Annotated in this window: 26 protein-coding genes; 12 read left to right on the top strand and 14 right to left on the bottom strand. The window is 63.1% G+C overall.

Annotation, left to right across the window (positions count from 1 at the left end; all coding sequences use genetic code 11):
- The first annotated feature begins 2 nt into the window (after nt 1–2).
- The 6 genes from fliP to JV18_RS0110450 all read left to right on the top strand — a co-directional run bounded on the left by fliP (nt 3) and on the right by JV18_RS0110450 (nt 4,879).
- Nucleotides 3–773, top strand: coding sequence for a flagellar type III secretion system pore protein FliP (fliP, locus tag JV18_RS0110475; protein ID WP_443027793.1), 771 nt, complete (start codon nt 3–5; stop codon nt 771–773).
- 3 nt (nt 774–776) lie between these two features.
- On the top strand, nt 777–1,046 hold the full coding sequence (locus JV18_RS0110470; RefSeq protein ID WP_033074439.1) for a flagellar biosynthetic protein FliQ: 270 nt from the start codon (nt 777–779) through the stop codon (nt 1,044–1,046).
- Nucleotides 1,047–1,065: 19 nt separating this feature from the next.
- Nucleotides 1,066–1,845 (top strand): flagellar biosynthetic protein FliR, encoded by a 780-nt coding sequence (gene fliR, locus JV18_RS0110465; protein ID WP_033074438.1) that lies wholly within the window; start codon nt 1,066–1,068, stop codon nt 1,843–1,845.
- Between the two features lie 5 nt (nt 1,846–1,850).
- A complete protein-coding gene (flhB, locus tag JV18_RS0110460) occupies nt 1,851–2,990 on the top strand; it encodes a flagellar type III secretion system protein FlhB (protein WP_033074437.1) in 1,140 nt (379 codons plus the stop codon).
- A 93-nt stretch (nt 2,991–3,083) separates the two neighbouring features.
- Nucleotides 3,084–4,451, top strand: coding sequence for a flagellar filament capping protein FliD (gene fliD / locus JV18_RS0110455; RefSeq protein ID WP_033074436.1), 1,368 nt, complete (start codon nt 3,084–3,086; stop codon nt 4,449–4,451).
- A gap of 11 nt (nt 4,452–4,462) precedes the next feature.
- Complete coding sequence (locus JV18_RS0110450) at nt 4,463–4,879, top strand: flagellar export chaperone FliS (RefSeq protein WP_033074435.1); 417 nt, start codon at nt 4,463–4,465, stop codon at nt 4,877–4,879.
- A 48-nt stretch (nt 4,880–4,927) separates the two neighbouring features.
- Here the strand turns inward: JV18_RS0110450 and JV18_RS0110445 are convergent, their stop codons facing one another.
- The 14 genes from JV18_RS0110445 to JV18_RS0110380 all read right to left on the bottom strand — a co-directional run bounded on the left by JV18_RS0110445 (nt 4,928) and on the right by JV18_RS0110380 (nt 15,765).
- Entirely contained in the window at nt 4,928–6,052 is a 1,125-nt protein-coding gene (locus tag JV18_RS0110445; protein ID WP_052071894.1) for a sigma-54 interaction domain-containing protein, read from the bottom strand.
- A 182-nt stretch (nt 6,053–6,234) separates the two neighbouring features.
- Nucleotides 6,235–7,101 (bottom strand): flagellar motor protein MotB, encoded by an 867-nt coding sequence (locus tag JV18_RS0110440; RefSeq protein ID WP_033074434.1) that lies wholly within the window; start codon nt 7,099–7,101, stop codon nt 6,235–6,237.
- Nucleotides 7,101–7,964, bottom strand: a complete 864-nt coding sequence (motA, locus tag JV18_RS0110435; RefSeq protein ID WP_033074433.1) for a flagellar motor stator protein MotA — start codon at nt 7,962–7,964, stop codon at nt 7,101–7,103. Before motA ends, JV18_RS0110440 begins: the two co-directional genes overlap by 1 nt.
- Nucleotides 7,965–8,056: 92 nt before the next feature.
- Nucleotides 8,057–8,887, bottom strand: coding sequence for a flagellin N-terminal helical domain-containing protein (locus JV18_RS0110430; protein ID WP_033074432.1), 831 nt, complete (start codon nt 8,885–8,887; stop codon nt 8,057–8,059).
- Between the two features lie 13 nt (nt 8,888–8,900).
- Nucleotides 8,901–10,226 carry a flagellar hook-associated protein FlgK gene (flgK, locus tag JV18_RS0110425; protein WP_033074431.1) on the bottom strand — a complete coding sequence of 442 codons (1,326 nt, stop codon included), beginning with the start codon at nt 10,224–10,226 and terminating at the stop codon, nt 8,901–8,903.
- A complete protein-coding gene (locus JV18_RS0110420; RefSeq protein WP_033074430.1) occupies nt 10,223–10,519 on the bottom strand; it encodes a rod-binding protein in 297 nt (98 codons plus the stop codon). Before JV18_RS0110420 ends, flgK begins: the two co-directional genes overlap by 4 nt.
- Entirely contained in the window at nt 10,516–11,583 is a 1,068-nt protein-coding gene (locus tag JV18_RS0110415; RefSeq protein WP_033075246.1) for a flagellar basal body P-ring protein FlgI, read from the bottom strand. The genes JV18_RS0110420 and JV18_RS0110415 overlap by 4 nt, the downstream gene beginning before the upstream one ends.
- A 58-nt stretch (nt 11,584–11,641) precedes the next feature.
- Nucleotides 11,642–12,310: a flagellar basal body L-ring protein FlgH gene (locus JV18_RS0110410; RefSeq protein WP_033074429.1), complete on the bottom strand. Its 669-nt coding sequence runs from the start codon at nt 12,308–12,310 to the stop codon at nt 11,642–11,644.
- Nucleotides 12,291–13,079, bottom strand: a complete 789-nt coding sequence (gene flgG / locus JV18_RS0110405) for a flagellar basal-body rod protein FlgG (protein ID WP_033074428.1) — start codon at nt 13,077–13,079, stop codon at nt 12,291–12,293. The genes JV18_RS0110410 and flgG overlap by 20 nt, the downstream gene beginning before the upstream one ends.
- Nucleotides 13,080–13,090: 11 nt before the next feature.
- The gene (locus JV18_RS0110400) at nt 13,091–13,834 is read right to left on the bottom strand and encodes a flagellar basal body rod protein FlgF (RefSeq protein ID WP_033074427.1); all 744 of its coding nucleotides are present in this window, start codon (nt 13,832–13,834) and stop codon (nt 13,091–13,093) included.
- Nucleotides 13,835–13,869: 35 nt separating this feature from the next.
- Nucleotides 13,870–14,697: a flagellar hook-basal body complex protein gene (locus JV18_RS0110395; protein WP_033074426.1), complete on the bottom strand. Its 828-nt coding sequence runs from the start codon at nt 14,695–14,697 to the stop codon at nt 13,870–13,872.
- Between the two features lie 5 nt (nt 14,698–14,702).
- On the bottom strand, nt 14,703–15,014 hold the full coding sequence (locus JV18_RS0110390; protein ID WP_033074425.1) for a flagellar hook assembly protein FlgD: 312 nt from the start codon (nt 15,012–15,014) through the stop codon (nt 14,703–14,705).
- 2 nt (nt 15,015–15,016) lie between these two features.
- The gene (gene flgC / locus JV18_RS0110385) at nt 15,017–15,421 is read right to left on the bottom strand and encodes a flagellar basal body rod protein FlgC (RefSeq protein ID WP_033074424.1); all 405 of its coding nucleotides are present in this window, start codon (nt 15,419–15,421) and stop codon (nt 15,017–15,019) included.
- Nucleotides 15,422–15,423: 2 nt separating this feature from the next.
- Complete coding sequence (locus JV18_RS0110380) at nt 15,424–15,765, bottom strand: flagellar basal body rod protein FlgB (protein ID WP_033074423.1); 342 nt, start codon at nt 15,763–15,765, stop codon at nt 15,424–15,426.
- Between the two features lie 287 nt (nt 15,766–16,052).
- Between JV18_RS0110380 and JV18_RS0110375 the strand changes: the two genes are divergently transcribed.
- The 6 genes from JV18_RS0110375 to JV18_RS0110350 all read left to right on the top strand — a co-directional run bounded on the left by JV18_RS0110375 (nt 16,053) and on the right by JV18_RS0110350 (nt 21,116).
- Entirely contained in the window at nt 16,053–16,568 is a 516-nt protein-coding gene (locus JV18_RS0110375; protein WP_033074422.1) for a flagella basal body P-ring formation protein FlgA, read from the top strand.
- A gap of 258 nt (nt 16,569–16,826) precedes the next feature.
- A complete protein-coding gene (gene flgM / locus JV18_RS0110370; RefSeq protein ID WP_160174191.1) occupies nt 16,827–17,036 on the top strand; it encodes a flagellar biosynthesis anti-sigma factor FlgM in 210 nt (69 codons plus the stop codon).
- Nucleotides 17,036–17,341: a hypothetical protein gene (locus JV18_RS0110365; protein WP_033074420.1), complete on the top strand. Its 306-nt coding sequence runs from the start codon at nt 17,036–17,038 to the stop codon at nt 17,339–17,341. Before flgM ends, JV18_RS0110365 begins: the two co-directional genes overlap by 1 nt.
- 79 nt (nt 17,342–17,420) lie before the next feature.
- Complete coding sequence (locus tag JV18_RS0110360) at nt 17,421–18,254, top strand: transglycosylase SLT domain-containing protein (protein ID WP_033074419.1); 834 nt, start codon at nt 17,421–17,423, stop codon at nt 18,252–18,254.
- Entirely contained in the window at nt 18,251–20,374 is a 2,124-nt protein-coding gene (gene flhA, locus JV18_RS0110355) for a flagellar biosynthesis protein FlhA (protein WP_033074418.1), read from the top strand. Before JV18_RS0110360 ends, flhA begins: the two co-directional genes overlap by 4 nt.
- Nucleotides 20,364–21,116, top strand: coding sequence for a sigma-70 family RNA polymerase sigma factor (locus tag JV18_RS0110350; protein ID WP_033074417.1), 753 nt, complete (start codon nt 20,364–20,366; stop codon nt 21,114–21,116). The genes flhA and JV18_RS0110350 overlap by 11 nt, the downstream gene beginning before the upstream one ends.
- The last annotated feature ends 1 nt before the right edge of the window (nt 21,117 follow it).

The raw sequence follows: 21,117 nt of genomic DNA, 5'->3' as shown, positions 1-21,117 counted from the left end.
CGATGGATCGCCGCACCTTGTGGCGGCTTGCCGCGCTGGCGGGCGGGGCCGCGCTGCTGGCGGTTGCGCCGGCGGCATCGGCGCAGGATACCGCCGAGGGGCTTAATCGCGCCATGGCCGAAATCGGGGGCGATGGCCGCCCGCTGAGCCTGTCGCTCCAGATCCTCGTCCTGATGAGCTTGCTGACGGTATTGCCGTCGCTGCTTTTGATGATGACCAGCTTTACCCGGATCATCATCGTCCTTTCCATCCTGCGCCATGCGCTGGGGCTGCAACAGACGCCGCCGAACCAGGTTCTGGTAGGGCTCAGCCTGTTTCTTTCGCTCTTTGTGATGCAGCCGGTGATCAGCGAGATCAACCGCGTCGCGGTCGAGCCTTATGGCCAGGAACAGATCGACATTGGCGAGGCGGTTGTGCGGTCGGGCGATGCGCTGCACGGCTTCATGCTGGCGCAGACGCGCAAGACCGATTTGATGATGTTTGCCAAAATCGCCAAGGCGCCAAGCTATGCCAGCCCCAAGGATGTGCCCTTTTCCATCCTGCTTCCCGCCTTTGTCACCAGCGAGCTGAAAACCGCGTTCCAGATCGGCTTTCTGATCTTTCTGCCCTTCCTCGTCATCGACTTGATCGTCGCATCCGCGTTGATGTCGCTGGGCATGATGATGTTGTCGCCGACGATCATATCCATGCCGTTCAAGCTGCTGCTCTTTGTACTCGTCGACGGCTGGGCGCTGACGATGGGGTCGCTCGCTTCATCCTTTGTGGGGACATAGGCGGTGGAGGCCGATTATTTCGTCGGAGTGGCGCAGCAGGCGCTGTGGGTGCTCGCCCTTGCGGCGGCGCCGCTGTTGCTGCCCGTGCTGATCATCGGCGTGTTTCTGGGGATGGTGCAGGCGGCGACCTCGATCAACGAGCAGACGCTGACCTTTGTCCCCAAGCTGATCGTCGCGGCGGTGTGCCTTGCGATCTTTGGCGGCAGCATCTTGGTGCTGCTCACCGATTTCACCCGCGAGCTTTACGCCCAGATACCGGGCCTCGTCCGCTGAGGCGCGAGCGAACCGCCCGATGAATCCCGCCGACATCCCCAATATCGAGGCCATGCTCCAGCTTTGGATGCTGGGGATGATCCGTCCCGGCGCCGCCTTTATCGCCGCGCCGGTCTTTGGCGCCGCCAATGTACCCGTGCAATTGCGGCTGGTGATCGCGCTCGCGGTCGGAGTTCCCGCGGTCGCGGCAGCCAATGTCGCGCTGCCGCCCGAAGGCCTTGTCTCCTTCCCCGGATTTCTCTTCATTTTGGGCGAAGTCGTGATTGGCCTTGCCATGGGCTTCGTGCTGCAAATGGGATTGGCCGCCGCGCTGCTCGCAGGTGAAGCGATCAGCAATGCCATGGGCCTCGGCTTTGCAGCCATGGTCGATCCGACCAGCGGACGGATGAGCACCGCGGTCGGGCAATTTCTGTCGATGCTCGCCACCGCACTGTTCCTCGCCGCCGACGGGCATTTGCTGCTGATCGAGATCATCGTCGACAGCTATGCCGCGCTGCCGCCGGGCGGGGCCTTTCCGTCCTTTGATGCCATCGGGCGGCTGTTGCGTTTTGGCAGCCTGATGTTCGCCGCCGGGCTGACCATTGCCCTGCCCGTGGGCTTTGTGCTGATTCTGGTCCAGATCATCATGGGCGTGATCGGCCGCTCGGCGCCTGCGCTCAACCTGTTTGCGGTCGGCATTCCGGCAACGCTGCTCGCCGGGGTCATCCTGCTTGCGGTGGGCACCCCGGTGATGGCCGAAGCGGTGGCGCGCATATTGTCCGACGCGCTTGATGTGGCACGCATGTTGGCGGCAGGATAGGCGGCATGGCGAGCCAGCCCGACCAGGACCAGAAAACCGAACAGGCGACGCCCAAGAAGCGCGCCGATGCCAAGCGCGAGGGCGATGTTTTGATGTCGCGCGAACTCGCCACCGCGCTGATGATGCTCGCCGCCGCCGGATGGATCCTCGCGGCGGGGGGTTGGTTCGTCCAGTCGGCGAGCGATCTGGTGCGCCGGGGGCTGACACTGAGCGCCGCCGATGTCGCCGATTTCGACCCCGCACAGGCGCTGCTGCGCAATGGCGTCGATATCCTCTTGCCGCTGATCAGCCTGTTCGCGCTGGCGCTGGGCGCCGCGCTCGCTGGCCCCGCGATGCTGGGGTCCTGGGGCTGGCGCGGCAAGGCGCTCGCCTTCAAGGGCAATCGCATCAACCCGATCAACGGGTTGAAACGCATTTTCGGGCTGCAAGGCGCGATCGAGCTGGGGAAAGCGCTGGCGAAAGTGCTGCTGCTCGGCACCATCGGCTATTGGCTCGTGGTGCAAAGCCTGCCCGCGATCATGAACCTGGCCGCCGCCGACCTGATCGGCGCGATTGGCCTTGCCGGAAAGGCCATTGGTCATGCGATGCTGGCGCTCGCCGGGGGACTGGTCGTCATCGCGCTGATCGACGTTCCCGCCCAATGGCACCAGCGCAACAAGCGGCTGATGATGACCAAGCAGCAGATCAAGGAGGAAATGCGCCAGTCTGACGGCGCGCCCGAACTCAAGCAGGCGCAGCGCCAGCGCCAGCATGAGATTATGAGCGGATCGGCGCGCAAGGCGGTGACCGAGGCGACAGTCGTGCTGACCAACCCCACCCATTTTTCCGTCGCGCTGCGCTATCGCCCCGGCACCGACGCCGCGCCGGTCGTCGTCGCGCGCGGGCGCGGCGACGTTGCGCTGTCGATCCGCGAACTGGCGCGCGATGCCAATGTGCCCGTGCTCGAATATCCGCAGCTGACCCGCGCCATCTACTTCACCTCGCGCGCGGGCCGGGTGATCCCCGAGGAATTGTTCGTCGCCGTCGCGACCGTCCTCGCCTTTGTCTTCCGGCTGGAACAGGCGGTCGCCGAAGGCACCGCGCCGCCGGTGGTCGATATACCGCCATCGCATCATTTCGACCCCGAAGGCCGCCGCGGCGCTTAACCGCCGTTTGGGGACCGGCTGACGATCGGAATCGCGAACCCGCCCCTTAATCTTTCGCGCGCGCCGCCGTTAAGGGATGCGAAGGATATTGCCATGGTCAGTTCAATCGCCAATGCGCTCGGCTTTGGGTCGGGCATTGATACCAAGCAGCTGGTCGCCGACCTGGCCCAAGCGTCGCGCCAGCCAAAGGTTGCGCGCATCTCTGCCTTGCAACAGCAGAATCAGGCGCGGATCAGCGCGGTTGCGCAGGCCCGGTCCGATCTGATGGGCTTTGCCGATTCGCTCGCGCAGATGATCTCTGACGGGACGCTGCGCAGCATTCCGACCGTGTCCGACGAAAGCATTTTGTCGGCGACCTCGCGCGCCGGGGTTGCCGCCGACAGTTTTTCGGCGACGCTGGTTGTTTCCCAGCTTGCCCGCGCGCAAACCAGCTATTCGGGCGTCGTCGCCGATCGCACCGCCCCTATTGGGCAGGGCAATATGACGCTGAGCATCGGCGGCACCGATCATGCGATCACCATCGACGGCACCAACGACAGCCTTGACGGGCTGGCGGCAGCGATCAATGCCAGTGACGCTGGCGTCACGGCGTCAATCATTGCCGATCAGGGTGGGCACCGCCTGATCCTGAAAGGCGCCAATGGCGCGGACAATGCATTCACGCTGACCGCTGATGGCGGTGCCGATCCGGGACTCGCCGCCTTTGCCACCAATGGCGGCATGACGATGGGCCAAAGCGCCGCCAACGCCGAATTTACCGTCGATGGCGTTGCTTTCAGCCGCGCCTCCAACATCATTGACGATGTTGTCCCCGGCATGTCGCTGACACTGAAAAAGGCCGCGCCCGGTCAGGGCGTGGACCTGGGCGCGAGCCGCCCGCTCGACATGTTGCGGCAGACGGTCGGCGATTTTGTCGATGTGTATAATCAATTGAAAAAGAGCGTCAAAGCCGCGGCCTCCATGCCCGGCTCCACCTCCTCGCTGCGTCAGCTGGAAAATGAGCTGGGCGGACTGATCAGCCAGGTGCTGACCGGTCATGGCAGCATCAACAAGCTGGCTGACATCGGCGTTTCAACGAACAAGGAAGGGCTTCTGACCCTCGACCGCACCAAGCTCGACAAGATATTGGCCGAAGACGCCGGCGCGGTCGAAGCGATGTTCAACCCCCGCCGCGACGCCACGCATAATGAAGGCAATGAACCCGGCATTGCCGTGGTGCTCGACCGGCTGCGCGATGCCGCCACCGGCGAGAATGGCGTGCTGGAACGCGTCAACAAATCGCTGACCGATCGTAGCGAAACGCTGATGGACCAGCTCGACAAGGTTGAGACGCGGGAGGAAGCCTATCGCGCGCGGCTCGAGAAGCAATATGGCTCGCTCGATGCCAAGCTGGCCGCCTTCAAGGCCACCCAATCCTATCTCGAGCAGCAGATCGAGATGTGGAATAATCAGTATAAATAGGGCTGCCGACCGTGACTGCCACCGCATCCTCCGTCCGTGCAACAGGTGTTTACCGCCGCCTGCAACAGGAAAGCCGCGCCGCCGCCGCCGATCCGGTCGAACTGGTGACGATGCTCTACGACGAGCTCGAAGTCTCGCTGGGCGTGCTGGGCGCAATGATCCGCCAAGGCCAGCGCATTTCCGCGACCGATCCCGCACATCGCGCGCGCGCGATATTGATCGGGCTCGATGCCGGGCTGGACCATGAGGCGGGCGGTGACGTCGCGGCGTCGCTGTCGCGCGTCTATCGCAGCATGCGCCGCAAGCTGGACGAAGCCGTCGCCGCGAACAGCGAGGATATGCTGAAGGAATTGCTCGAAGGGCTACTCACCGTCAGCAATGCATGGCGTCAGCTTCGCAGTCCGCAAGCGAACGCCGCCGCGGCCTGAGGCAAGAGCTGGCCGCCCATTATCCGCCCAAAAGGAAGTAGGAAATGATCAGGCGGCCTGCGCCTGTTGCACACCATATTTGCGCATTTTCTCGATCAGGGTCGTGCGCTTCAAGGTCAACAGACGCGCAGCCTCTGAAATAATGCCATCGGCGAGTTCGAGCGCGACGTGGATCTGCTCCAGCTCGATATTCTCTATCTCGCGCTTCAGGTCGATGGGGCGACCGGGTGCAGGCGTGGGCGCCTTGGCAACCGGAACGGGAGCCTCTGCAGCCTCTGCGGCCATATCGACATCAGCCTCCGCATCCGCATCAGCCTCGGTATCGAGGGCATAGGCCGCCTCATTGGCCGTCCTCGCCGAAGCAGCTTCAAGCGGCAGCGTGAATTGCGCCGTGGGATTGAGCAGCAAAGCCACTTCCTCCGCGCCCAGCGTTTCGCCGCCGTAAAGAACGCTCGCCCGTTCGACGAAATTGCGCAGTTCGCGGACATTGCCGGGCCAGCGATGCTGCATCAGCACCGACAGCGCGCCCTGGTCAAACTGGCATTTGGCCGACGCCGGCATCTTGCGCTGGAAATGACGGATCAGCGCCGGAATATCCTCGACCCGGCTGGCGAGGCTCGGCACCTGCAGCACGACGACGCCGAGGCGGAAGAAAAGATCCTCGCGAAAGCGGCCATCGGCGATGGCGGCGCCCAGATCCTGATGGGTGGCCGAAATGACGCGCACGTCGACATTGCGAACCTCGCTGCTGCCGACGCGAACGATCGTCCGCTCTTCGAGCACGCGGAGCAGCTTGACCTGCATGTCGAAGCGCATGTCGCCAATTTCGTCGAGAAAGATGGTGCCGCCTTCGCTCGCTTCGAAATGGCCGAGGCGACGCGAGGTGGCGCCGGTGAAGGAGCCTTTTTCGTGCCCGAATAATTCGGATTCGATCAGTTCGGCGGGAATGGCACCGCAGTTGATGGCAGCAAAAGGCTTTTCAGCCCGCGCGCCCATATCGTGAATGGCCCGCGCGACCAGCTCCTTGCCCGACCCCGACGGGCCGCAGAGCATGACCGACGCATTGGAGCGCGCCACCCGGCGAATCATCTCGCGCAGATGGCTTGTCGCCGGGCTGCTGCCGATGATGAGCGCTTCGAGCGCCAGATCCTGATTATTCTTCCCCGCAGTCATCGTCTTCAATCTCCACCGCGCCGCAGACGGGCGCTTCCCTCGGGAGAGAGAAATTGACGAAAATGGTAAACAAAAGATTATCCAAGGGCTCTCAACCCCTTCAAATCATGATTTTATCGCCATTTTGGCAGCAGATTGGGGTTAACCATGCGGTTAACAGAGTTGATGCAGCCAAACTGGCACTAATTATCCCCCGCCAATCGCCAGCCCAAAGTGATGGAAATACGGCGGTTGCGCGGATCAAGGCGGTCGGACGGGATATGGGGTTCGCGATCCGCGACCCCTTCGATTCGCTGAAAACGCTCGGTCCCGATGCCGCGATACTCCAGATAATTGCGCGTCACTTCGGCGCGGTCGACCGACAGTCGCCAATTATTCGTGCCCGACCCCGCCGACCAGGGCGCCGAATCGGTATGGCCGCGGATCATGAGCTGGTTCGGCACCGCCGCCACCACCGTGGCGATCTCGCTGAACAGGCGCGCGCCGGCCGGCGTCAGCTCGCTGGTACCAAGCTGGAACATCGAAAGGTCGGCGTCATCGACGACATCGATCCTTAGCCCTTCCATCGTTTCGGTGAAGCGCAGGTTGCGTGCGAGCCGCTTGAGTTCGGATTTGGACAAAAGCTTTTCGTTGAGCGACTGGGCGAGAAGCTGGAAGCGGCGCCGTTCATTCTCCCGCTCGCGCCCCGAGGCTTCGCGCGGGCCGCCCGTGGCGTCGCGCGGGATGGTCATGGTGCGTGTGCCCGTTTGCCCCTGGCGGTGCGGATATTTGTCGACCGACACAAGAGATTCGCCGCCGAACAGCCCCTTCGAACCCGCCGAATCCTGTTTGGTCTGCACGATGGTCGGCGCGAAATAATCGGCGAGCGCCTTCCTCTGCTTTTCGGTCGTGGCGCCAAGCAGCCACATCAGCAAGAAGAAGGCCATCATCGCCGTCACGAAGTCGGCATAGGCAACCTTCCACGCGCCGCCATGGTGGCCGCCATGCCCGCCCTCGATCACCTTTTTGACGATGATCGGGCGCGGCGGGGTGTTGGGACGCGCCGCCATCAGCGGCCCCGCATTCCGTCAAACACTTCGGCAAAGCTCGGCTGGTTGGCATGTTCGACGCCAGACCGCGCCGCCTCGATCACCAAGGGCTGCGGGTGACCGTGAAGCGAGGCGATGATGAGCTGTTTCACCGTATGATAAATGGCCGCGTCCGCCTCGATCACCGTCTTGGCGCGGGTCGCGAAGGGGCCGACAAGACCATAAGCGAGCAGGACGCCAAGGAAAGTGCCGACCAGCGCCGAACCGATCATGCCGCCCAGCACTTCGGGGGGCTTGTCGATCGAGCCCATGGTTTTCACCACGCCCAGAACCGCAGCGACAATGCCCAGCGCGGGCAAAGCATCGGCGAGGCTCTGCAAGCCTTCGGCGGGTTTGATCGCATGATGATGATGGCTTTTCACCGCATTATCCATCACCTCCTCGACCGCATGGGGCTCAAGCGTGCCCGAGGAGACGACGACAAGGCGCAGCGTGTCGCAGATGAGGTGGATGAGCGTGTCATCCTTCAAAAGCTTGGGATATTGCTGAAACAGCGTGGAGTTTTGCGGATCTTCGATGTGCGGTTCGACCGCGACCGGTCCTTCGGTCCGCATCATCTTCATGAGGGTGGAGACGAGCAGGATAACGTCGAGATAATCCTGCTTTTGATATTGCGGTCCCTTGAACACTTTGCCGAGCCCGCGTCCCAGCGCTTTCAGGTCGCGGCCCGAGTTGCCGATGATCAGCGATCCCGCCGCCGCTCCGCCGATGATCAGCATCTCGTGCGGCAAGGCATGCATGACGGGCGCGAGATTTCCTCCCGACAGCGCAAAGCCACCAAAGACCAGCAACAGCAAAACGACAATGCCGATAGCGGGAAACATGCGCGGGCAACTCCATTCGGGCCCCTTGCGAAGCCCGTCCAAACAGGGACGTCTTTATCTGTAACGGCAGCAGCGCCGGATTATTGAGGGCGTCAGCGCAAAATATCGAGCAAGGTCTGACGATTGATCTTCGCAAAGGCCGCCTGGGCGGCGCTGAGCGTCAGATCCTGGGCGTTGAGCTGGGCGATGGCGATGGAAAGATCGGTATCCTCCAGCGTCGAGCGTTCATCGGCAATCGCAATGCCCCGCGTCGCCAGACTGTCCTCGATCCGGTCGAGCCGCCCGGCCGAGAGGCCGACCGTGGCGTTGCGGTTCGCGATATGCGCGATGCCTGCATCCAAGGTGGTCAGGCTGGCGTTCATTCCCGCCTTGTCACTGGCCGCGACCGCGGTGGCCGCGTCGCGCAGGCTCGTCGAAAGACTGTTCCCACCGATAACGAAAACATCGGCGGCCGAAGGAACGGGCGCAAAGCTGACATCCGAATCAAACCGAATGACACGCGCGGTTCCGGCAGCGAACAGTGGGTCGCCATTCGAATCGCGGGTGGCGGCCAGGCCATCGAGTTCGTCGGCAATGGCATTGAGTTCGGTGGCAATCGCCGCGCGGTCCGCCGGATTCATCGAATCGCTGACCGCCGAGAGGGTCAGTTCGTGCGCGCGGCTGAGGAGATTGCTCGCCGATTTCAGCACGCCATCGGCCTGCGACACCTGCGCCTGGGCCGAGGCGATATTGGTCGCCCAGCTGTCCATGCTCGCCTGCGTCTTGCCGATCGTCGAAATCCGCCGCGCGGCCACGGCATCGTCGGACATGCGCTGAAGCTGTTTGCCCGTCGAAATCTGGATCTGGGTGCGTTCAAGCTGCTCCGCCAGCTTTTGCTGGCGCGCAATTTCGCGGGTCATGCGATTGCCTACGGCGTTAATCATCGTCGGCGTCCTTCTAGAGCGAGTTCAGCAAAGTCTGCATGGTTTCGCGCGCGACCTGAATGGTCCGGGCGGCAGCGGAATAGGCCTGCTGGAAGCGCAACAGATCGGCCGCTTCGCGGTCGATATCGACCTCGCTGACCGCGCTGCGCGCCGCATAAGCGGCATCGGCGCGGGTGTTCGCGGCGGCGTCCTGCGCGCGCGCCGAAGCGGTCGCCTGCGCCTGCGTCGCCAGATGGCCCGACCAGCGATCCTCCGGCCCGCCTGCCCCGCGCATGGCGGCAAAGGCGAGCATATTGCCATTGCTGCTGCCGCCATCGGCGACAGCGACCTGATCGGGGTTCAGCGCATTGGCCGTAAGCGTGGCGGCGCTCGCACCCGAGAAAAGCGCGACACCTGGATTGCCAGCCTTGTCGAAACCGGCCTGGTGCGCGGCGTTGAGCTGAGTGGCAAAGTCGCTTGCCATCGTGTCGAGCGCCGCCCGCTGGTCGGCGACATGGTCGGCGGCTTGCGACAGGCCGGCGAGCGCACCGGTGGCAATGGGAATCGGCGCGCCGCCAATTGTATAGGAAAGGCGGCCATCGGCCGCCGCCGAGACGGCAATCGGGTTGACGGTGCCTCCGCCCACCAGAAGATCGCCGGAGGCCGAAGCGCGCAGCGTTACCGTGCCGCGATCATCGAAGCTGGCTGTGACCCCCGCCGCCGCCGATAATTTGTCGATCAGCCGGTCGCGCTCGTCGAGCAGGCTAGCCTGATTGGTCGAGCCGGGCCGCGCCTTGCGCAGGCCGATGTTGATTTCCTCCAGCGCGGCAAGGTCGGTGTTGAAGGCATCGGTGACGGCAGCGGCCGAAGCTTCGACCCCCTGCGCCATGTCCGACAAGCGCCCCGCCGCCGTGCGAAAGCCCGAGGCGACATCATCGACCGCCTGCAGAAACTGTGCGCGCAGCGTCTGGTTGTTGGGGTCGGCGGTCAGCTGGTCGGCGGTGGTATATAATTTGGTGAGCGCGGTCGAAATCCCGTTGGTTTCGTTGCTGAGCGCGCCCTCCACCCGTTCAAGCCAGGCAAGCCGCGTCGCAGAACGTTCCGCATCGCTTCCCGAAATGCGCGAATCCTCGATCAGCCAGGCATCGACCGAACGGCTGATGCCCGAAATATCGACGCCGCCGGGATTTACCGCGCCGCGATAGAGCATCATATTGCTGCCCGCCTGCGCCTGATGCAATTCCAGCGAGCGGCGGGCATAGCCCGGGGTCTGGGCATTGGCGATATTATCGCCAATCGTCGACAAGGCTCGCGAATAGGCGCGAAGCCCGCTCGCGCCAATGCTCAGAAGGTCGCTCACTGTCCGGCTCCATTGGCAAGCCCGCGAAACTGGCGTTCGACCATGTCGGCAATGCCGAACTGGCGAAGGCTCGCCATGCTGTCGGCAGTGCGCGCGTCGGCCATTTCGCGGAAATTATCGGTCGCGCTCGACCCCATGATGTCGTCGCCAAGCTTGGCCTGCCGCATCGACGCCATCAACTGGCGCAGGATCACCGCCTCAAAAGCCTCGGCAGCTTTGCGAAGCCCGTCATCCCCCCCGCCCGAAGCGGCAGGGGACGGCGATGAAAGCGAAGGAGAAGAAATGGGACTCATATGATCACCAATTCTGCTGTGAGCGCGCCAGCCTGGCTCAGCGCCTCGAGGATGGCGACAAGGTCGCCGGGGGACACGCCGAGCCGGTTGATCGAATCGACCAGTTCGGACAGCGACGCATTGGGTTCCATCATGAAGACCGGACGCGCCTCTTCGGTCACTTCGATCTCGCTCGATTCTTCGATGGCGGTCTGGCCGCGGCTAAAGGGTGCGGGCTGCACCACCATCGGCGATTCCTTGACCGAGACGGTCAGCTTGCCATGCGTCACGGCCGCCGTTCCGACCCGCACCGCGCCGTTGATCACGACCGTCCCGGTGCGCGCATTGACGATGACTTTCGCCGGAGGTTCCGCGCGCCGCACATCGAGATTTTCGATCCGCGACATCAGCCGCATCCGGTCATCGCCATTGCCGCTGGCGCGGATGGCAATGCTGGCCCCATCGATCATCGACGCCGTGCCCGGAATGGCCGCGTTGATCGCGTCGGTCACCCGCTTGGCATTGGTCGCGTCAAATTGATGCAGGTTGAAAGTCAGCCAGTCGAGGTTCGTAAAACCCGTATCGACGGCGCGCTCGACCGTCGCGCCGCCCGCGATGCGTCCGCTGGAAGGGACATTCACGGTGAGTTTCGATCCGTCGGCAGCGTCAACCCCAAGCCCGCCAATCACCAGATTGCCCTGCGCCATCGCATAAATCTGTCCATCGGCGCCATAGAGCGGCGCGAGCACGAGCGTGCCGCCGCGCAGGCTTTTCGCCTTGCCGATCGCCGACACAGTGATGTCGAGACGCTGGCCGGGCTTGGCAAAGGGCGGCAATTCGGTGGTGATCATCACCGCCGCAGCATTTTTGAGCGCCGGGTTCACCCCCGGCGGGAGGGTGAGGCCAAAGCGCGAGACCGCACCCTTCATCCCCAGCGTCGAATAATCGAGGCTGTCGTCGCCCGTGCCAGCGAGGCCCACGACAATGCCATAGCCGGTGAGCTGGTTGGCGCGCAGGCCCTGGAACTGCCCTATATCCTTGATCCGTTCCGCCGAAGCGGGCGCGGACAGGAACAGGCCTGCCATCAGCAAGGCGATGAGAGCGAAGAGACGGGGACGCTGGGCCACGTGAATATCCTTCGGTTTAAAAGGGGCTGATCATGGAGAAGAAGCGCTGCAGCCAGCCCTGGCGGCTCGCGCGCGCAATTTCCCCCTTGCCGACATAACGGATCTGGGCATCGGCCACGCGGGTCGAAAGCACCCGGTTGTCGGGGCCGATATCCATCGGGCGGACAATGCCTGAAATCTGGACGCGCTCGTCACCGCGATTGAGGGTGATCAGCTTTTCGCCGCGCACGAACAAGGTGCCATTGGGATAGACGCCGGCAACGGTGACGCTGATTTCCCCGGCGAGCAGGTTCGACTGCGATGCCTGCCCTTTGCCCTGAAACTGCTGGTCGCCGCCCATGCCAATGTCGCTGGGATTGAACAGCGACAAGGGTCCGGTGCTCGGCGGCGAAAGCCCGACGCTGCCGCCCCGCTGGGTGCCCGCAGCGTTGCTTTTCGACGCCATCGTCCGCTCGACGAGCTGGATGGTCAGAATATCGCCAATCTGTCCGGCGCGCCCGCCCGAGGTGAGGGGGGTGTAGGCGCCCTGAAAAATTGCGCCATTGGCCGGGGGCGGAGGCGGCGGAAGCGGCATGGAGGCCGCGAACGCATCGGCCTCGGGCTTGTCGCGCGCGTCGGCACCGGAAGGCACCAGCGCGAGCGCGATCAAGCCGAGGCCGATCAGATCAGAGCGTTTGCGTTGCATTTTTCATCATCTCGTCAGTGGCCTGGATCATCTTTGAATTGACCTCATAGGCGCGCTGCGTCTCGATCATGTCGACAAGCTCTTCGACGACATTGACGTTCGACCCTTCGAGCATGCCGCCGCGCAGGCTGCCGCGCCCTTCCTCGCCGGCTGCGCCCACGATGGGCTGGCCGGAGGCGGCGGTTTCGACGAGCAGATTGTCGCCAATCGCCTGCAGCCCCGCCGGATTGGCAAAGCGGGCGATTTCGATGCGGCCAAGTTCGACGACCTCGGCCTGCCCCGGAACGCTCGCCGAGACCGTGCCGTCAGCGCCAATCGACACATTGGTCGCGTCTTCGGGAATCTGGATTTGCGGTTCGAGCGGCTTGCCGTCGGAGGTGACGATGGTGCCGTCGGCGGCGCGCCCGAAATTGCCCGCGCGCGTATAGCCGATGCGTCCGTCGGGCATTTGCACCTGAAAATAGCCCGGCCCGTCAATCGCCATGTCGAGGTTGTTGCCGGTGGCGGCAAATGTCCCCTGCGTGTCGATGCGCGCAGTCCCCGCCAGCGCGACCCCGGTGCCGAGGTTAAGCCCGGTGGCATAGCGGTTTTCCGCTGCCGAGGGCGCGCCCGGCTGGGTCACCATCTGGTAGCTCAAGGTTTCGAAATTGGCGCGGTCGCGCTTGAATCCCGTGGTGTTGACGTTCGCCAGATTGTTGGCGATCACCTGCATGCGAAAGCCCTGGGCATCAAGCCCCGTGCGGGCGACGTGAAGAGCACCGAAGCTCATATCCTAAACTCCTATCGGGGAAGCTGCATCAGATTGGCGCTGGCATTGTCCATGTCGCGCGCACTGCTGACGAGGCGAAGTTGCGTGTCCCAGCTCTTGCTCGCCTCGATCATCTCGACGAGCGCGGTGGTGGCGGAAACATTCGATCCTTCGATCGAACGGGTAATCAGGCGCGCCTCAGGGTCGTCGGGCAAAATGCCGCCGTCCTTGACGCGAAACAGATTATCGAGGCCCTTGACGATGTCCGACCCGGCGGGAGTGGCAAGGCGGATGCGGTCGACCTCCTGCGGGTTTTCCGGATCACCGCCAGCGGGCACAATCCAGACGCGGCCATCGGCGTCGATCTTGACGGCATCCGCGGGAGGCAAGGTCAGCGGACCCTGCATCCCCTGAACCGGATGCCCATCGCCCGTCGTCACCAGCCCGCTCGCCGATAATTGCAGATCGCCGCGCCGCGTATAGGCTTCGTCGCCATCGGGCGCCTGGACCACGAGCAGCGCATCGCCCTGCATCGCGACGTCGAGGTCGCGCCCCGTTTCGGTGATCGTGCCGAGACGCATGTCGGCGCCGATCACCTCTTCGGAGGCCATGGCCCGCGTTCCCATGCCGCCGCCCTTGAGCCAGAGCGACTGCGCCTCCGCCATATCGGCGCGAAAGCCCGGCGTCTGGGCATTGGCCAGATTGTTGGCAATCGCCGTCTGACGCGACATGCTGCCGCGCATTCCGGTGAGGCTGGTATAGATAAGACGGTCCATGAAGGATCTCCCGACAGGCGGCGATCAGCGATGCGTCAACGCAGCCCGATGATGGTCTGCGTCAGGCTCGACGAGCCTTCGATCGCCTTGGCATTGGCCTGGAAGTTGCGCTGGGCGGCCATCAGCAGCACCAGCTCTTCGGTGATATCGACGTTCGAGCGTTCAAGCGCGCCCGAGCGGATCGATCCCATCGGGCCATTGGTCGCAGCATCGATGGTCGGCGGGCCGCTGTCGCCCGTCGACTGCCAATGCGCGTCGCCCACCGGGCGCAGCCCTTCCATCGCAGGGAAGGTCGCCATCGCCACCTTGCCCAGCATCTGATCCTCGCCATTGGCAAAGGTCGCGGTCACGAGCCCGTCGAGGCCGACCGAGACATTGACCAGGCCAGAGGTCGGATCGCTCGGCGCGCCCGAAGGCAGAATGAAGTCATAGGCACCCGCAAGCGTGCGGTCGGTCACTTCGCCATTGGCGTCGACGGGAAGAAGCTGAAGCTTCGCGCCCGTGGTATCGACGACCTGACGGTCGCTGGTGACGCTGAACGAACCGTTGCGCGTATAGGTCACGGCCTCGCGGGGCGGCTCGCCCTTCACCATGAACATGCCTTCACCGGCAATGGCGAGGTCGAGCGTCTTTTCGCTCGCCTCGATCGTGCCCTGGGTGAATTGCTGCATCACGCCATTGAGGCGCTGGCCCTGCCCCGCGATCATGCGGGTCGACTGGGTCGGCGATGAAGCGAAGAGGTCGCCAAATTGGGCGCGGCTACGCTTGAAGCCGGTCGAGCTGGCGTTGGCGATATTGTTCGAGATGACCGACATATCGGTCTGGGCGCCCTTCAGGCCCGAAAGCGACGTATAAAATGACATGGCTGTTATCCTTCCTCAGCAGGGGTTTGGGTGGCAGGCGGATTGCCCGCTGCCTTTATGTCTTTCAGAAGATCGGTCTGGGTTTTCAAAAGCTCGGCGATATTCTTCAGCATCACATTGGTTTCGCTGACGCCCGCCAGGCTCGAAAATTGCGCCATCTGCGCGACCATCTCGGTATTATCGACGGGGTTGAACGGATCCTGCTGCGACAGCTGGGCGGTCATAAGACGCAGAAAATCGCCCTGCCCCAATTGCATCCCGCTGTTTTTCGGGACGGTCGGCAGGTCCGATCCGTTAATGGCGCTGGTTGTCGTCATGATTATTGTCCCATCCTCAGCGTTTCGTTGATCAGGCCTTTCGCGGTTTCGAGGACCTGGACATTATTCTGATATTGGCGGGCGGTTTCGACCATCTCGACCAGTTCCGCCGCGCTATCGACCGCGGCCTCCCACACATTGCCCTCCGCATCGGCGAGCGGGTTGGTGGGATCGTGCCGTTTCGACGGCGCCATTTTGGAAGAGGCGACCTGGTCGACCTGCACCGTGGCGCGGCCATGGGCGTCGGTGACGGTGCGAAAGACGGGTTTCAGCGCACGAAACGCCTCCCCCTCGCTGCCCGCAACCGTCCCGGCATTGGCCAGATTCGATGCCGTTGTATTCAGGCGGACGAGCTGCGCCGACATGGCGCGCCCGCTGATATCGAATACGGAGAAACTGCCGTTCATTCCTATTCTCCCTTGATCGCGCGCGTCAGCGTGTTGATGCGCCCCGAAAGGAAGGCGAGGCTCGACCGATAGGCGAGCGCATTCTCGGCAAAGGCGGTCTGCTCGGTCGCCATTTCGACGGTGTTACCGTCGAGCGAAGGCTGAACCGGTACGCGATATTTGATCGCGCCGTCCGTAGGGCCGCCCTGCTTGGCAAGATCCAGCGCCTTGGCGAAATCAAGGTCGCGCGCCTTGTAATTGGGCGTCGCAGCATTGGCGATGTTCGAGGCGAGCATCATCATGCGCTGGCTGCGCAATTGCAGCGCGGTTGCATGCATGCCGAATAGCTTTTCCGATGCCATCATCCTGATCCTTCTTTCGCGATCCGGCTGGGCTGGCCAGCGCGGACGTGCGGAAACGAAGAGAATGATGCAACGGACGTGCCAAATCAGATTTGCGCTTGATTTTACGCCCTTTTCTGATCGATCTGCGGCGCCGAAAGCGGACGGGGCTGGCCCTCGTCAAAAAAATGACGGGGCGACCCGCGCCGCCCTGGAAGCAGGCTGCACACTGGTATGGCACAGTTCCTGCATAACCATGGACTGATGATTTTCGTCCGGTGGAAGCACCGTTGATTCGAAGGAGACGGATTATGTTGCGCACCAGCTTTGCCCTTGCGGCTGCCAGCTTGGTCAGCCTTCCGCTCGCCCCCGCGAGCCACGCCGAGCAGCCTTATGAAGATTGGCAAACGATCGACACGCTGACCCAGATGGTGGCCAATGCCATGGGACGCAGCGCGCAGCCCATCGACCGGCGCATCAAATTGGCGCGCTGCCCCGAACAGGCTTCGATCACTGCCATTGACGCCAATGCGCTCGCGGTGCGCTGCTCCTCGCTGGGCTGGCGCCTGCGCGTCCCGATGGTCAACGCGCCCGGCGCTTCGCCACATGCGGCAAGCTTTGCTCGCCCGGCCGCGGCCGCCCCGGTAATCCGGCGCGGAGACAATGTGCGGGTGACGATCGACACCGCCAGTTTTTCGGTAAGCTATTCCGCCATTGCTGCCGAAGACGGGCGGCTCGGCGAGACCATCGCCCTGCGAGGCGACGACCGCAAGCATATGCTATCCGCCCGCGTCACCGGCCCGGGCCGAGCTCGCCTGTCGGATTGAACCTCGCCTTCAGGCCATCAATCAGGCCCGGCACCGTCACTTTTTCGACGGTGCCGGGCTTTCTTTTGCGCTTTTTCCCGAAAGCCGACTTAATCCCACGAATCTTCCGCCGTTAAGAGCTTCGTAGCATGTCGCCTTTCGGGGCGGTAAAGGATGGAGGCGCATATGGCGACGGACAATGGAATCGGGCTTTACGCCGCCGGCGGCGTCGTTCGTACGAGCGCGCTACATCGGGTCCCTAGCGACGGAGCGACGCCCATGCGTTCAGCCGCACCGGTGAAACCGGCCGCCGAAGCCGTATCAACGCCCCGGCTGATCAGCCTCTCGAGCGAGCTCGCCGAACAAGGCCCGCCGGTCGATGTGGGCCGTATCGCCACGCTGCGTAACGCCATTGCGGACGGCAGCTATAGCGTCAATGTGGACAAGATTGCGGATGCGATGCTGCGCTTTCGTGCAGGTGGGCAGTGATGCAGAGCCAGATTGATACGGTGGAAAAGCAGCTCCAGGCTCTTATCACGGCCCTGGATGGTCAAGATGCCGGGGCCATTGTCACTGCGACCGAGGAACTGGCCGCCGCCGTCATTCTGTTGCGGGGAACAAATATCCCCGCTGGCGAAGAGAATCGCGCGCACGCCCTTATCTCTCGCACGCTTTCGCAACTGGAAGCCGCGGCTATCCGCGTCAATATTCTGAAAAACTGGACGCGTCAGAGGATTGACAAAAATCGCGAGCTGCGCGGCGCCCAACCCCGCGGCGTTGCCTTATCCTACTGATTAAACTCTAGAAAACCTCCCATTATAAAAGTTGGCACGATGGTTGCTTTGATTTCGCTGAACCAGCGGAACCAAAGCTATGAGCACGATCAACAACCCATCCGCCCAGCGCATCGCGGCCCCCGTGGTCAACGCGGTCCAGCAGGCGTCGGCACGCACCGGAATCGCCTTTGACTATCTGGTCGATGTCGCGCGGGTTGAGAGCGGCTATAACCCTACCGCCCAGGCCGCAACCTCTTCGGCGCGGGGTCTTTTTCAGTTTACACGCCAGACCTGGCTCGCGACCCTCGACCGCCATGGCGCCAGCCATGGACTTGCCTGGGCAGCGGACGCGATCACTCGCGATGCATCGGGGCGCTTCTCGGTCAGCGATCCCGCGCTACGCCAGCAAATATATGATCTGCGCGACAACCCCGCGGCGGCTTCTGCCATGGCGGCGGCCTTCACCGCCGATAATCGCGACTATGTGGAAAGCCGTATCGGTCGCCGTGCTGAACCGGTCGATCTTTACCTCGCCCATTTCCTGGGCAGTGCGGGTGCGGTCCGCTTTCTGACCGCGCTTGCCGCCGATCCCGACCAGAGCGCCGCGCCCATGATGCCCGAGGCTGCGGCGGCCAATCGGGCGATCTTCTATGCTTCCGACGGGCGGGCGCGCAGCCTTTCCGAGATTCGCGAACGCTTTCGCGCAAAGCTGGATGCCGGCGGCCCTGTCGCCCCCCAGCCCTACGCCGCGCCTCCAAGCTGGCAGATGGCCTCCAGTCAGAATGCCGTCGCCGATGGCGCGGGCAGTGGCGGCGGCGGGCGTCCGCCCCTTCAGATGATGGATATTCAACCCATGCCGAAAAAATTGTCGATGGGTTTTGCTGCTGACGCCTACCGCCGGCTCTCCACTCTTTCGGGAGGAGCCGCATGACCGCTGGTTTCAACCCCCGCAACGCCGCCCGGATCGCGGCGACGTCCGCCCTGCCGGCCGCGATGCTCATCGTCGTCGCCCTGATGGTGGTCCCGGTCTCGCCGCTGATCCTCGACATTAGTTTTGTGGGCAATATCATGATCAGCCTGCTGATCCTGATGGTCGCGCTTCAGGCATCGAAGCCGCTCGATTTCTCGGCCTTTCCAACCGTTCTTCTGTTGGCGACCCTGTTCCGGCTGGCGCTCAACGTTGCCTCGACGCGCGTGGTCCTCGTCAGCGGGCATGAAGGCACGCATGCTGCCGGCCATGTCATCGAAGCGTTCGGCCAGGTGCTGATCGGCGGCGATTATGTCGTCGGCCTGTTCGTGTTCACCGTATTGATGATCATCAATCTGGTGGTGATTACCAAAGGCGCGGGGCGCGTGTCCGAAGTGTCGGCGCGCTTCACCCTCGACGCTTTGCCCGGCAAGCAGATGGCAATTGACGCCGACCTCAACGCCGGACTGCTCACCCCCGAAGAAGCCAAGGCGCGCCGCCAGGAAGTGGCGACCGAGGCCGATTTTTACGGGTCGATGGACGGTGCGTCCAAATTTGTGAAGGGCGACGCGATTGCGGGCCTGCTCATCCTGTTCGTCAACATCGTCGGCGGTCTCATTCTCGGTATGGCCAGCCACGGCCTGGGCTTTTCAGAGGCAGGCGCGACCTATGTCACGCTGGCGATCGGCGATGCGCTGGTCGCGCAAATCCCGGCGCTGCTCTTGTCGATCGCCGCCGCCGCCATCGTAACCCGCGTTGCATCGCCCTTTGACCTGTCGGGCCAGATCGGCAGCCAATTTTCTGCCCCGCATATCTGGTTTGCGGTTGGCGGCATCCTCTTTGCCCTGGGCATGGTTCCTGCCATGCCGCAAATACTGATCCTGCCCGCCGCAGCGCTCAGCATCGCGGTCGGCTGGCAGATGAAGCGCGCGCAGGCCGAGGCAGAAGCCGCGCCCGAACCCGCCGCGCCCGCGCCCGACCCGCATCATATCGAATGGTCGGACGTCAGCGACACCAGCCCCTGCCAGCTCGAGATCGGCTATGCCCTCGTCAATATGGTGGACGAGCGCAAGGGCGCGCCACTGATGACGCGGATCACCGGCATCCGCCGCCAATTGTCGAAAGAACTGGGTTTCGTCGTCCCGGCGGTAAAGGTCGCAGACGATCTGTCGCTGCCCGGAAATGCCTATCGCATCTCGGTCGCCGGGGTCGTCATCGGCGAAGATGAAGTCTTCCCCAATGAAATGCTGGCGCTGGATTCGGGTGATCTCGTCACGCAGATTAGCGGTCGTCCGTGCAAAGACCCGACCTTCGGCCTCGACGCCCTTTGGATTCCAAAGGCCTTGCAGAATGACGCCATTGCGGCAGGCTATACGGTGGTCGATCCGGCAACGGTCGTCGCCACGCACCTCAACAACAGCATCATTGCTTCGGCTTCTGAACTGTTCGGCATCGACGACGCGCAAGCGCTGATCGACAATCTGAAGGCGCATTATCCGCAGCTTGCCCAGAATCTCAGCCCGCAAGGCTATGCGCTGCCGCGCGTCGCCGCGCTGTGCAAGGCGCTGCTCGTCGAGCGCGTCCCGCTGCGCGATTTCCGCAAAATTGCAGAAGCGATGGTCGCGCTGTCGCAGCAACAGCTTGGCGATGACGAGCTGGTCGAGGCAGTACGCCAGCGCATCGGCGCGCTGATCGTCCAGACGATCGTGCCGAGCCGCATGCCGCTGCCCGTCGTCACCTTCAGCCCCGATATTGAAGTGCTGCTCAACAAGGCCGTGCGCGCCAATCCCGGCGCCGAATGGCCCTTTGAACATGGCATGGCGATGAAGATCGTCGAGCAGATCGGGCAGGCCGTCGAGCCCTTGCTCCTATCCACACGCAGCTTTGCGCTCGTCGCCTCGCCCATTTGCCGCGCCGCCCTTTCGCGGCTTGTGCGCGCAACTTTCCCCGACGTAGCGGTGATTTCCTACCTCGAAATCCCTGCCAGCAAACAAACCGAGATCGTCGCGACGATCGGCGCAGAGACGCCGCGTCTTGCCGATGGGGCCGAAGCCCAGATGGAGGATCAATCGCATGAGAATTGAACCCGCCGAACAATTTGTCGGCGTCAGCCCGCGCCCACCCCGGCCGCATGGCTATGGGGACAGCGTCGAGAGGCTGGTCGAAGAATATGCGCCCCTGGTCCGCAAGATTGCCTGGCAGGTTTTCTCACGCGTGTCCCGGTCCAGCGAATTGGACGATCTTATCCAGACGGGGCTGATCGCGCTGATTGAAGCGAGCCGCCAATATGAGGAGCGCGGCTTTGCTTTCGCCACCTATGCCACAACGCGCATCAGGGGGGCGATGATCGATCAGCTGCGCCGAGAGGCCGATGTGGGACGGTCGGCCATGAACGCCAGCAAACGCATTCAGGCTGTTCGTCACCAATTGCAGCAGCAGTTGATGCGGACGCCAAGTGCAGGTGAAATGGCGGCCGCATTGGATATGTCGGCCGAGGAATATTTCATGCTGGAGCGTAGCGCGACCCACGGTCGCTCCTCTTCGATCGAGGAAATGGTCGAAGGCGGCGACTTGTTGCTGATGGATGATGAGGACAATGCCGATGTACGGCTGGAGCAGGAGGATCTGGAAAAGGCCCTGCGCCGCTGTATCCACCGCCTGTCGGAGCGCGAGCAAATGGTGCTGCAGCTCTATTTCTTTGAAGAGCTAAACCTGCACGAAATCGGATTGACGCTTGATGTCAGCGCGGCTCGTGTTTGTCAGATCAAACGCGACGCCATGAAGAAAATCGATCAGATGATGCGAGGCATGACGGATATCGGCTAAC

Source organism: Sphingopyxis sp. MWB1, from assembly GCF_000763945.1.
In the GTDB taxonomy this organism is placed as follows: Bacteria; Pseudomonadota; Alphaproteobacteria; order Sphingomonadales; family Sphingomonadaceae; genus Sphingopyxis.
The sequence above is the reverse complement of the archived record's forward strand: the minus strand, read 5'-3'. Positions and strand labels throughout refer to the sequence as shown.

Bases quoted from the DNA above. Each gene is read 5' to 3' on its own strand.
- fliP (WP_443027793.1), top strand. From the start codon at position 3: ATGGATCGCCGCACCTTGTGGCGGCTTGCCGCGCTGGCGGGCGGGGCC.
- fliR (WP_033074438.1), top strand. From the start codon at position 1,066: ATGAATCCCGCCGACATCCCCAATATCGAGGCCATGCTCCAGCTTTGG.
- flhB (WP_033074437.1), top strand. From the start codon at position 1,851: ATGGCGAGCCAGCCCGACCAGGACCAGAAAACCGAACAGGCGACGCCC.
- fliD (WP_033074436.1), top strand. From the start codon at position 3,084: ATGGTCAGTTCAATCGCCAATGCGCTCGGCTTTGGGTCGGGCATTGAT.
- JV18_RS0110445 (WP_052071894.1), bottom strand. From the start codon at position 6,052: ATGACTGCGGGGAAGAATAATCAGGATCTGGCGCTCGAAGCGCTCATC.
- JV18_RS0110440 (WP_033074434.1), bottom strand. From the start codon at position 7,101: ATGGCGGCGCGTCCCAACACCCCGCCGCGCCCGATCATCGTCAAAAAG.
- motA (WP_033074433.1), bottom strand. From the start codon at position 7,964: ATGTTTCCCGCTATCGGCATTGTCGTTTTGCTGTTGCTGGTCTTTGGT.
- JV18_RS0110430 (WP_033074432.1), bottom strand. From the start codon at position 8,887: ATGATTAACGCCGTAGGCAATCGCATGACCCGCGAAATTGCGCGCCAG.
- JV18_RS0110420 (WP_033074430.1), bottom strand. From the start codon at position 10,519: ATGAGTCCCATTTCTTCTCCTTCGCTTTCATCGCCGTCCCCTGCCGCT.
- JV18_RS0110415 (WP_033075246.1), bottom strand. From the start codon at position 11,583: ATGGCAGGCCTGTTCCTGTCCGCGCCCGCTTCGGCGGAACGGATCAAG.
- JV18_RS0110410 (WP_033074429.1), bottom strand. From the start codon at position 12,310: ATGCAACGCAAACGCTCTGATCTGATCGGCCTCGGCTTGATCGCGCTC.
- flgG (WP_033074428.1), bottom strand. From the start codon at position 13,079: ATGAGCTTCGGTGCTCTTCACGTCGCCCGCACGGGGCTTGATGCCCAG.
- JV18_RS0110400 (WP_033074427.1), bottom strand. From the start codon at position 13,834: ATGGACCGTCTTATCTATACCAGCCTCACCGGAATGCGCGGCAGCATG.
- JV18_RS0110395 (WP_033074426.1), bottom strand. From the start codon at position 14,697: ATGTCATTTTATACGTCGCTTTCGGGCCTGAAGGGCGCCCAGACCGAT.
- JV18_RS0110390 (WP_033074425.1), bottom strand. From the start codon at position 15,014: ATGACGACAACCAGCGCCATTAACGGATCGGACCTGCCGACCGTCCCG.
- flgC (WP_033074424.1), bottom strand. From the start codon at position 15,421: ATGAACGGCAGTTTCTCCGTATTCGATATCAGCGGGCGCGCCATGTCG.
- JV18_RS0110380 (WP_033074423.1), bottom strand. From the start codon at position 15,765: ATGATGGCATCGGAAAAGCTATTCGGCATGCATGCAACCGCGCTGCAA.
- JV18_RS0110375 (WP_033074422.1), top strand. From the start codon at position 16,053: ATGTTGCGCACCAGCTTTGCCCTTGCGGCTGCCAGCTTGGTCAGCCTT.
- flgM (WP_160174191.1), top strand. From the start codon at position 16,827: ATGCGTTCAGCCGCACCGGTGAAACCGGCCGCCGAAGCCGTATCAACG.
- JV18_RS0110365 (WP_033074420.1), top strand. From the start codon at position 17,036: ATGCAGAGCCAGATTGATACGGTGGAAAAGCAGCTCCAGGCTCTTATC.
- JV18_RS0110360 (WP_033074419.1), top strand. From the start codon at position 17,421: ATGAGCACGATCAACAACCCATCCGCCCAGCGCATCGCGGCCCCCGTG.
- flhA (WP_033074418.1), top strand. From the start codon at position 18,251: ATGACCGCTGGTTTCAACCCCCGCAACGCCGCCCGGATCGCGGCGACG.
- JV18_RS0110350 (WP_033074417.1), top strand. From the start codon at position 20,364: ATGAGAATTGAACCCGCCGAACAATTTGTCGGCGTCAGCCCGCGCCCA.